Consider the following 8,043-nt stretch of genomic DNA (forward strand, 5'->3'; position numbering starts at 1 on the left):
AAATCATTATAAAAATGTACACTCAAAAGCTGAACCGAACAGGTTGGTGTGGTTGTCAATAATCACTCCGTCTGCATCAACAATCATAACTTTACTAATTGTATTTACCACAAGTTCATCCATAGCTTGCTGAGGATTTACAAAACGGAATTCAAAGTTTTTTTCAAAACCTTGTCTGTTGATGATTTGTTGCCATAGTTTTTTATTGTCGTTGGTGTTGATTGCAATAAAATTAAATTCAGGGTACTTTAATTTGAGTTCATCAACTTTAGAGTGTACATTTTTATAATGATTTACAGAATTCACTGACCAAAAATAGATGATAGAGGGCTCTTTTAATACAGCATTGAGACTCACTTCTTTGTCATTAAAATCAAATAATGCAAGGTTTGGTATTTTATTTCCCGGCATAAGTTTAAGTGAAGCTTCAGATATTTTTTTAATTTCGGCTTTATGATTTTCATTGCTTGACAGCGCATAAAAGCGATCTAAAGCCATTTTTTCATCTTCGGGGTTTTTACATCTTATTATATATGACCTTATGGAGGTTCTCAATAAGCTGTTTTTGATGGGAGGTGAATTAACCAGAGAGTCTATAGCGTTCAGTTTTTCTAATACATGGTGAACAGATTCTCTTATTAACGGATTGTCAATCTCATTTATGTTATGGGCTAAATAGTCAAAATGACGCAATAAAAACCTGTAATAAGTATAATAAGAAAGTAAATTTTCATTGTTATAATCAATTTCATCCCTGAAATTATAATAATTTTCAGGTAATTTTTCATTTTCAATAAACGCACTGCCATAAAACGCATACGGATAAATTTCACGTTTAGTAAAATAGTCATAATCAATATTGGCTTCAGCTATTTCATTAAATGATTTACAAGGTTTATTTTTCTTAATAAACTTATTGAGGTTTTTATGTCTTAGCTCCCTCATGGAATCGAGTTTAGTCAAAAACTCATTTACAGGAAGTTTATAAAAGGGACTCATTTTTTGATTTTCTGTTTCGTTGTAAAGAAACATATTAATCAAAAAATTGTTTCGTTCAGCGCCTTTTCCAGTAAATGCAAGAGATTCATCAAATTCAACTGTATTTACGCGCACCATCAAGCTATCCCCGGGTTCTAAGTATAAAATTTGATATTCATTGTGAATGAAGCTGTAAATTCCTTTTTCTACGTTTTCCAGGTAATGTAAAAATCGATTTTCTGAATCCAGAGGAATTGTATCCAGCACATTTTCATTTTTGGTAAGAATAATATAGGGAGAATTAGGATTAATTATTTCACCGCCAAACCAAGCTCCTGTTTCCTTTTTGTCAGCATCATTTTTACAAGCTAAAATTGAAAAAATAATACAAATTGCAAGTAGATTAAATTTCATTTACAAAAGCGAAAGTAAAGATTACGCTAACAAATGTAAAGTTTGGAGTTCTAAAGCGCTGTTAATTGTGAGTTAAAACGATAATTAAAACGTTAATATTTCTCTTTGAGCAACTATTTGGTTAATTTTGCGCCCAATTTAAAAATAAGCATATGTTATCAGTTTCAAATTTATCAGTTCAGTTTGGAAAAAGAGTCTTGTTTGACGAAGTAAGCACGACTTTTACGCAGGGGAACTGTTATGGGATCATTGGAGCTAACGGTTCAGGTAAATCAACTTTTCTTCGCATTCTTTCCGGTAAAGAAGACCCAACCTCAGGGAGGGTGTACCTTGAACCGGGAAAACGAATGTCAGTTTTGGAACAAAACCACAATGCTTATGACGAATTTCCAGTTTTGGAAACAGTTGTAAGAGGAAATAAGGAGCTTTTTGAAATCAAAAAAGAAATTGATGACTTATATGAAGACTATTCAGATGAAAATGCAGAACGAATTGGTGAATTGCAGGTGAAATTTGAAGAAATGAACGGATGGAATGCAGACAGTGAAGCTGCTGCTTTACTCTCTAATCTTGGAATCGCTGAAAGTCTGCATTACTCGCTTATGAAGGATCTTGATGGAAAACAAAAGGTAAGAGTTTTATTGGCTCAAGCACTTTTTGGAAACCCGGATGTTTTGATTATGGATGAGCCTACAAACGACCTGGATTATGAAACTATCACTTGGTTGGAAAGTTTTATTGCAAATTATGAAAATTGTGTTATTGTTGTTTCTCACGACCGCCATTTTTTAGATTCAGTTTGTACACACATAAGCGATATTGATTTTGGTAAAATAAATCACTACAGCGGAAACTATACGTTTTGGTATGAATCAAGTCAGCTAGCTGCAAGACAACGATCGCAACAAAACAAAAAAGCCGAAGAGAAGAAAAAAGAATTGCAAGAGTTTATTCAGCGATTTAGTGCAAACGTAGCCAAGTCAAAGCAGGCCACCTCCCGAAAAAAAATGATAGAAAAGCTGAATATAGAAGAAATAAAACCTTCCAGCAGAAGATATCCGGCCATTATTTTTGAAAGAGAGCGGGAAGCCGGCGATCAAATATTAAATATTGAAAATCTCAGTGCTACATTAGATGGCGACACCTTGTTTAAGGATGCTTATATCAATCTTGCTAAAGGAGATAAAGTTGTTGTTTACTCAAAAGATTCCAGGGCAACAACTGCTTTTTATGAAATTTTGAATCATAAACTAAAACCCGATACCGGAAAGTTTGAATGGGGTGTTACTACTTCTCAAAGCTATTTGCCACTTGATAACTCAGCATTTTTTGACAACAAACTTACATTGGTAGACTGGTTGCGACAATGGGCCAAAACCGAAGAAGAACGTGAGGAAGTATATATAAGAGGGTTTTTGGGTAAAATGATTTTTAGTGGAGAGGAAGCATTGAAAACTTCCAATGTGCTTTCAGGTGGAGAAAAAGTGAGATGTATGCTAAGCAGAATGATGATGATGAGAGCGAATGTGCTAATGTTTGATGAACCTACGAACCACCTGGATCTGGAATCAATTACTGCCTTTAACAATTCGCTTAAAAATTTTAAAGGTACTGTGTTGTTCACCACACATGATCATGAATTTGCACAATCGGTTGGAAATCGTGTAGTAGAACTTACCCCAAGTGGAGTCATTGATCGGTACACGACCTTTGATGAATATATGGAAGACTCTAAAATTAAGGAATTAAGAAAAAAGATGTATGGTAGTTAACTATTGTTTTTACAGGTTTTAATACCCAATAAAGTGTAAAGTGGACAAAAACTAATAAAGCTTGTAATTACAAAAACCAGTGAAAGCACAATTAAGACTATTCAAAGAGCGCCTTCAAATTGATTGGTGTAAAATAAGTAAACAATAATTGCAGCGATTGTTATACGTATCAATCGGTCTGCGATGCCCTTATTTTTTTTCAAATCAAAAGGTTATAGGTTTATATAGTTTAAGTTTTCAATATTTTAATTTAGAACCAATAACAGCACCAATGAGAGCTCCAATAATTCCACCAATAATTACAGTGTTGTCATCAAAATCAAAAAGCCTTAATATTAGAAAAATTAAGATAGCAACAGTGATTGCGACAACTCCTATCACATAAAATGATTTAAAATTCATTTTGCATGGACTTCTCTGTTAATCAGCTACTAATATACTAAAAAAAACAGTTTGTGAGCTTTAAATTGTTCGGTGAAAAGTAAAACATAAATCAATCTTGATTTATGTTTTTTAATGCATCATCGACAATTAGTTTGGCTTTTTCATATTCATCCTGATGAACGAAAAGTTGAATTAATCCCGGGACACCTCCAAAACCTCCCCAGGTTCCACTTGAGAGGTTGTCTTTTACTATGGGATAAATATTAACTTCTTCAAGTCTGCTTTGCAGCATCTTGATGATTACTGTTGGTCCTGTGTAAATTCTTTTATAGTCTTCTTCTTCCATTTATTTATTATAAAAAGTGCAGTTCAATTTGATAGTTGAAAAATAAAAATTTATGTTTTACTAAAAATACAATAAAAGTTTGACTTTGTGCCTGCCCTTTTGAAACTATTTAACATATTTAAAGGCAATTAAAACATTAAAATAAATTGAACGTTATAACATCTCTTGGTATATTTGCTAAGAATTGTTTAAAATTTTTCAATGAACTCACATCGTTTTCTTCTTCAACAAGTCATTTTATATTGTTTTTTTGCAACCGTGACTGTTTATGGCCAGAATAAATATGAAAAGTCTACTCAATCTGTGATTGAAAAAGAATTGGAAGGTAAACCCGTTTACTCCAATCTTTCACTTATAGAAAACCTTTCCAAAATAGATAATTTTTCGATTTATTCAAAAATGTTAGAATTGGTAGATTTTGAAAATTTGATAAAAGACGAAGAAATGGTTACAGTATTTGTAGTTCCAAATAGTGCTTTTTCACATATGACAGATGAAGAGCTTGATGAATTTTTGGTGTTGAGTAACCTGGAGCAATTAAAAACCCTAGTTTCAAATTATGTAATTCCCGGAAGAGTTGACAAACATGCGCTATTAAAAGCTATTGAAAGTGGGAATGGGAGTGCAAAATTCAGGACTCTTAATCTTAAAAACCTTCTTGTTACATATGAAAACTCATCTGTATATCTTTTATCAGAGCAGGGAATAAAAAATAAATTACTTCAAACCAATTTTCACCACAGTAAGGGATTTTTCCACTTGTCAAGTGGCCTTGCACTTTCCAAATCCCAAAATTAAAGCATAAACCTTTCTTTTTAAATAGGTTAATTTACAGTTAAAGTAATGCTAATTGATTCCTAACACATATTTTGTTTAATGAATTATACATATATTTAAACAATAAATTAAAATTACTGATGCTTTTTATTAAAATCTACACAAGAAATAAAACCGCATCCATTTAATTTTCGTTTATAAAGTAAGTAACATTAAAATCAATTAAACAAAATTATTATGAAAAAGAAAAATTTTTTAAGTGTATGTGTATTGACAATTACATTAATTGTAGGTACATCGGTTTTTGCTCAAAAAAGTAGTAAAGACACTAAAATGGTTGGTGGTGCAGCAATGTACCCTTCCAAAAACATTGTTGAAAATGCTGTAAACTCTAAAGATCACACAACTTTGGTTGCTGCTGTGCAAGCTGCAGACCTAGTGGAAACGCTACAGTCAGCAGGACCATTTACAGTTTTTGCTCCTGTGAACGATGCTTTTGAGTCATTGCCTGACGGAACTGTGGCAAACTTGCTAAAACCTGAAAACAAAGCCGCCTTACAAGGTGTTTTGACTTATCACGTAATAGCCGGAAAATTTAGTGCTGCAGATGTTGTTGGTGCAATTAAAAAATCAAATGGAACTGCAACTTTTGAAACTGTTTCCGGTGGAAAGCTTATGGCTAAACTCATGGATGGTAAAGTTCAGTTAATTGATGAGAATGGCCGAACAGCTTTTGTGACAATCGCAGATGTAAATCAATCCAACGGGGTTATCCACGTAATTGATACTGTGGTATTACCTAAAATGTAAGGTAGAATTGAATGCTATGAAAAAAACGCTTTCGATTAGAAAGCGTTTTTTTTATTATCTTAATTCAGCACCCAGTTGTTTTTCAAACTGCTGTTGAAATTTATTCATCACTTTGTCAATTTGTTTGTCTGTAAGTGTTTTTTTATCGTCTCTGAAAATAAAACTCACGGCATATGATTTTTTTCCTTCAGGAAGATTTTTACCCAGATAAACATCAAACAGGCGTACATCTTTTAAAAGCTTTTTCTCTTCTGCAAATGCAATGGTATAAATGCTTTCAAATGTAACTGCATTGTCAATTAACAAAGCAAAATCTCTTATTACTTCAGGGAATCTTGAAATTTCTCTAAGTTGTATTTTATTGTTTTCAATTTGTTTTAAAACAAAGTCCCAGTTGAAATCAGCATACAGTACTTCAGTTTCAATATCAAAATGTTTAGCGATTGATTTTTTTATCACTCCAAATGAAACAAGTATTTTTCCATTGTATTCATAAGAGAGTCCTTCACTGAAAATTGAGCTTTCAAGTGATGGGTTGGATTTGAATTTTATCGCTAAACGGTTGAGTACAGATTCTACAGAACCCTTTAAGAAGAAAAAGTTACTTTTTCTTTCCGGTGTGTTCCAGTGTGTAGTATCGAGATTACCACAAATGGTAAGGGTGAGGTGTTTATTTTCAATGTATTTGTCTTGGTTTTTATGGTACGTTTTTCCAAATTCAAATAGCTTAAGGTCTTGTCTCTTACGGTTGATGTTATAAGCAACTGCTTCGAGAGCAGAAATAAGCATATGCTGGCGTAACACTGATAGCTCATGGCTTAGAGGGTTAAGCATCTTGACAGTTGATTCTTCATCTACCACATCTTTTTGCTTTGAATGTCTTGATGCAGTGAGTGAGTTGGCCATCATTTCATAAAATCCTTGTCCATTGAGTTGAGATGCTATCTTATTTTGAACCTGATAATCTTCAATGGTTGCAGTTTTTGAAATGGAAGCATTCAGTTTTTCGGTAAAATTAATATTGTTGTATCCATATACGCGTAAAATTTCTTCTACAACATCTGCCTCTCTGGTAACATCATTTCTGTATGCAGGAATTGTGAGTCCCAAGCCTGATTCTGTTACATTGTTTATTTTGATTTCAAGTGAAGTCAGGATGTTTTTAATGGTTTCTTTTGGCAATTCTTCACCTATCAACTGGGCTGTTTTATCAAAAGAAAGAAACACTTGAAAATCTTCAATTTTTTTTGGGTATAGATCTACAACATCGCTAGTAATCATTCCGCCGGCAATTTCTTTAATTAGAATGGCAGCTCTCATTAAAGCATATTCTGTGATATTTGGATCAATTCCTCTTTCAAATCTAAATGAAGCGTCAGTATTCAGACCGTGTCTTTTGGCTGTTTTTCTGATGCTCACCGGGTTGAAATAAGCACTTTCGAGAAAAATACTGGTAGTATTTAGTGTGACTCCACTTTCTATGCCTCCAAAAACGCCGGCTATACACAGCGGTTTTTCTGAATCACAAATCATCAGGTCTTCTTCATGGAGTGTTCTTTCAACTTCATCCAGTGTTACAAATTTTGTTCCGGCAGCAAGTTTTTTGACTTCAATTTTTCCTCCTGAAATTTTTCCGCTGTCAAATGCGTGTAGCGGCTGTCCCAATTCATGCATTACATAATTTGTGATATCAACAATGTTGTTTTTAGGTTTCAGCCCAATGGCTTTTAGTCTGTTCTGAATCCATTGAGGTGATTCACCCACTTTGATTTCAGAAATAGTTAGACCGCAGTATCTGGGTGCCAGCTCTTTGTTTAATACTTCTACATTGATTTTATGGGTGCGATTATCAACCCTGAAATTGACATTTGAAGGTGTGATGAATTCCAGTTGTGTTCCTTGCTGTAGGAGTCCGGATCTCAGGTCTCTTGCTGTACCCCAGTGGCTCATTGCATCGGCACGGTTGGGGGTCAGTCCAATTTCAAAAACTTCATCAGTTTCAATTTCAAATATTTTTGACAATGGTGTTCCGGGCTTGGAAGCTGCATCGAGTATCATAATTCCGTCATGACTTTCTCCGAGTCCCATTTCAACTTCTGCGCAAATCATTCCTTCACTGGCCATGCCTCTTATTTTCCCTTTTTTAATTTCCAAAGCTTCACCTTCAGGAGTAAAAAGGGTTGTTCCAATAGTAGCTACAGGCACTTTTTGACCGGCATCAACATTGGGTGCTCCGCATACTATTTGTAAGGGTGTATCTTTTCCAATATTGACCGTAGTTACTTTAAGTCTATCGGCATTGGGGTGTTTTTCACAGGAAAGAACTTCACCCACTACAATCCCTTTAAGCCCTCCTTTAATAGATTCAAAAGTGGCTATTCCTTCAACTTCAAGGCCTAGGTCTGTTAAAAGTGTGGCTGTTTTTTCGGCACTCCAATCAAGATTAATAAACTGTTTAAGCCAGTTGTAAGAAATTTTCATTGCAATAATTTTTTCAGTGGGCAAAGATAGGATTTTCTTAGCATTCTTATTTTGAAAATTAAGTGATACCTATAGATTGTA

8 protein-coding genes are annotated in these 8,043 nt (G+C 33.9%); 3 read left to right on the top strand and 5 right to left on the bottom strand.

Annotated features, from left to right (window positions below):
* Window positions 1-6: 6 nt before the first annotated feature.
* Complete coding sequence (locus AACY61_RS05265) at window positions 7-1,392, bottom strand: hypothetical protein (protein WP_339610538.1); 1,386 nt, start codon at window positions 1,390-1,392, stop codon at window positions 7-9.
* A gap of 152 nt (window positions 1,393-1,544) precedes the next feature.
* Between AACY61_RS05265 and AACY61_RS05270 the strand changes: the two genes are divergently transcribed.
* A complete protein-coding gene (locus tag AACY61_RS05270; protein ID WP_339610539.1) occupies window positions 1,545-3,164 on the top strand; it encodes an ATP-binding cassette domain-containing protein in 1,620 nt (539 codons plus the stop codon).
* Here AACY61_RS05270 and AACY61_RS05275 read toward each other — a convergent pair.
* From AACY61_RS05275 to AACY61_RS05285, 3 genes are all read right to left on the bottom strand, one after another.
* Complete coding sequence (locus tag AACY61_RS05275; protein ID WP_339610540.1) at window positions 3,161-3,253, bottom strand: DUF2892 domain-containing protein; 93 nt, start codon at window positions 3,251-3,253, stop codon at window positions 3,161-3,163. The two genes, AACY61_RS05270 and AACY61_RS05275, sit on opposite strands and share 4 nt — an antisense overlap.
* A 148-nt stretch (window positions 3,254-3,401) precedes the next feature.
* Window positions 3,402-3,545 carry a hypothetical protein gene (locus AACY61_RS05280; protein ID WP_339610541.1) on the bottom strand — a complete coding sequence of 48 codons (144 nt, stop codon included), beginning with the start codon at window positions 3,543-3,545 and terminating at the stop codon, window positions 3,402-3,404.
* Between the two features lie 112 nt (window positions 3,546-3,657).
* Window positions 3,658-3,894, bottom strand: coding sequence for a DUF2007 domain-containing protein (locus AACY61_RS05285; protein ID WP_339610542.1), 237 nt, complete (start codon window positions 3,892-3,894; stop codon window positions 3,658-3,660).
* Between the two features lie 201 nt (window positions 3,895-4,095).
* On the opposite strand from AACY61_RS05285, the gene AACY61_RS05290 reads away from it, so the two are divergent.
* The gene (locus AACY61_RS05290; protein WP_339610543.1) at window positions 4,096-4,692 is read left to right on the top strand and encodes a fasciclin domain-containing protein; all 597 of its coding nucleotides are present in this window, start codon (window positions 4,096-4,098) and stop codon (window positions 4,690-4,692) included.
* Between the two features lie 216 nt (window positions 4,693-4,908).
* Window positions 4,909-5,481, top strand: a complete 573-nt coding sequence (locus AACY61_RS05295; protein ID WP_339610544.1) for a fasciclin domain-containing protein — start codon at window positions 4,909-4,911, stop codon at window positions 5,479-5,481.
* Window positions 5,482-5,535: 54 nt separating this feature from the next.
* Here the strand turns inward: AACY61_RS05295 and pheT are convergent, their stop codons facing one another.
* Entirely contained in the window at window positions 5,536-7,986 is a 2,451-nt protein-coding gene (pheT, locus tag AACY61_RS05300; RefSeq protein ID WP_339610545.1) for a phenylalanine--tRNA ligase subunit beta, read from the bottom strand.
* Between the last annotated feature and the right edge of the window lie 57 nt (window positions 7,987-8,043).

The organism is uncultured Planktosalinus sp. (assembly GCF_963973675.1).
Classification (GTDB): domain Bacteria; phylum Bacteroidota; class Bacteroidia; order Flavobacteriales; family Flavobacteriaceae; genus Planktosalinus.

Bases quoted from the DNA above. Each gene is read 5' to 3' on its own strand.
- AACY61_RS05290 (WP_339610543.1), top strand. From the start codon at position 4,096: ATGAACTCACATCGTTTTCTTCTTCAACAAGTCATTTTATATTGTTTT.
- AACY61_RS05295 (WP_339610544.1), top strand. From the start codon at position 4,909: ATGAAAAAGAAAAATTTTTTAAGTGTATGTGTATTGACAATTACATTA.
- AACY61_RS05265 (WP_339610538.1), bottom strand. From the start codon at position 1,392: ATGAAATTTAATCTACTTGCAATTTGTATTATTTTTTCAATTTTAGCT.
- AACY61_RS05270 (WP_339610539.1), top strand. From the start codon at position 1,545: ATGTTATCAGTTTCAAATTTATCAGTTCAGTTTGGAAAAAGAGTCTTG.
- AACY61_RS05285 (WP_339610542.1), bottom strand. From the start codon at position 3,894: ATGGAAGAAGAAGACTATAAAAGAATTTACACAGGACCAACAGTAATC.